At 40.5% G+C, this 2,252-nt stretch carries 1 protein-coding gene; it reads right to left on the bottom strand.

Annotated features, from left to right (window positions below):
* Positions 1-98: 98 nt before the first annotated feature.
* A complete protein-coding gene (locus PLL47_RS14820; RefSeq protein ID WP_324447346.1) occupies positions 99-1,796 on the bottom strand; it encodes a catalase in 1,698 nt (565 codons plus the stop codon).
* Between the last annotated feature and the right edge of the window lie 456 nt (positions 1,797-2,252).

Here is a 2,252-nt window from a genome sequence, read left to right as displayed (position 1 = left end):
GTCTATGAGGGCTGAAAATTATTTCAGCTACATTCGAGCCTGTAAATTTGTCTATCCCTCTTTAGACCTGATAGTGCCGCTAATTCCAATTTTAATAGTTACAAAAGCCAGGGATCATTTTCGGGTTCAATGCAGGGATCGCCGTTAGTATCAATCTCCCTGCCTGAATCTTTTTTCATTGTAGGCTGATTTAATTCAGGATGTTTATTGTTTGCTTCATAATTGGCTTTTCTTGAAGTGCGCGCTGGTAAATTTAAATCAACGGTTGAGATATCTATCTCCAATGCTTTTGCAACACCTTTGCCATATTCAGGATCTGCCTGATAGCAATTGTAAATATGCCTGTGCTTGATCTGGAGAGTAGAATCGCCCATATTTCTGGCAGTGTTTTCAAACAAAACCTGCTGCTGGTCAGGAGTCATAGCTCTGAATAACTCTCCCGGCTGGGTGTAATAATCACTGTCATCTTCTCTGAAATCATACCTCAAGATATCTGTTGAACCTGTTTTTTCAACCGGAAGTGCATATTGTGGCTGGTCTTTCCAGTTTCCATAGCTATTTGGTTCATAATGCAGTTGACTTCCTACATTGCCATCAACTCTCATCTGTCCATCTCTATGGAAGCTGTGATAGTTTTTAACGCCCTGAGGAGAATTCACGGGTATCTGGTGATGGTTTACACCTAATCTATACCTTTGTGCATCTCCATAAGAAAACAAACGTCCCTGTAACATGCGGTCTGGGGAAAAACTAATCCCCGGGACTACGTTAGCCGGTGAAAAAGCAGCCTGTTCCACGTCTGCAAAATAATTATCAGGATTTTTGTTTAACTCAAATTCACCAACCGGTATCAGCGGAAAATCCTTTTTATGCCACATTTTGGTTAGATCAAAGGGATTATTCTTCATAGAATTGGCCTGTTCCTCTGTCATAACCTGTATATACATTTTCCATTTTGGGAACTTGCCTTTTTCAATGGATTCGTAAAGGTCCCTTTGGTGGCTTTCGCGGTCCATTCCGACAACTTTTTCAGCTTCCTGGTCTGTGAGGTTTCTTATGCCCTGCTGTGACCTGAAGTGGAACTTTACCCATACTCTCTTATTATCTTTATTTATTAAGCTGTAAGCATGGCTGCTAAATCCATGCATGTGCCTGTAAGAAGAAGGCAGTCCACGGTCACCCATAATAATAGTTACCTGCAGCAGAGCTTCAGGTAAAGATGTCCAGAAGTCCCAGTTAGTATTTGGGCTCCGCATATTGGTACGCGGATCACGTTTAACAGCGTGGTTCAGGTCAGGAAACTTTAGAGGGTCTCTGAAAAAGAACACAGGCGTGTTGTTCCCTACCATGTCCCAGTTGCCTTCTTCAGTGTAAAATTTCAAAGCAAAACCGCGAATATCACGCTCTGCATCAGCTGCTCCACGCTCACCCGCTACAGTAGAAAAGCGTGCAAACATTTTGGTTTGTTTTCCTATTTCAGAAAATATGGCTGCTTTGGTGTAGTTGGTTATATCATGAGTTACAGTAAATGTCCCAAATGCCCCCGAGCCTTTTGCATGCATTCTGCGCTCCGGAATTACTTCTCTGTCAAAATGTGCTAGTTTTTCCAGAAACCAGATATCCTGAAGCATAAGGGGTCCGCGTCTACCGCTTGTCATGCTGTCCTGATTGCTTTCCACCGGAGCTCCTGCTACCGTAGTTAATTTTGGAAAATCCCCTACTGTTTGATTTTTGCTTGGAAGCGGCTCACCTAACTCATTTTTATCCATTGGATTCGTACATTTGTCGCCTTTCATAAGATACCCTCAACTATGTGCTCTCAAGTAGCTTTTTTATGTTCACATTAAGAAAACATCATCAAGTCCATAAGAAAAAAAATCATTTCCAGCTGAATTCAAAAATGTAGATTATTTCTTCCCCGCAGACCTGATAAAACCTTAAAGCCTATTCCCCTGTAAAGGCAAATGTTTTTACAATTTTACCTTACTAGGAATACAATTTAAACCTTATATTAGCTCTGGTTAACATTTATTCGTTATATCTTTGTCTACTCTTTATGCAGCACGAATGCCATTATTTTTCAGGGCATCCCCATCCTGTAATTTTAATGCATGATGTACAGGTTTTACATGAAACCCGGGTATTCTGAAGCCATAACTTTAAGAAAAGTAAAAATTAGTGAAATATTTAGAAATTCTTCATTGGTCATCGGTTAAGGAATTTTCTTGCTCAAAAGCTATCGATTTTGCATA

Origin of the sequence: Methanosarcina sp. (assembly GCF_035390745.1) — an archaeon.
In the GTDB taxonomy this organism is placed as follows: domain Archaea; phylum Halobacteriota; class Methanosarcinia; order Methanosarcinales; family Methanosarcinaceae; genus Methanosarcina.
This window is presented reverse-complemented; position numbering and strand designations above follow the sequence as displayed.

What these genes read in the sequence shown, in the direction of transcription:
- PLL47_RS14820 (WP_324447346.1), bottom strand. Translation starts at nt 1,796, where the DNA reads ATGAAAGGCGACAAATGTACGAATCCAATGGATAAAAATGAGTTAGGT.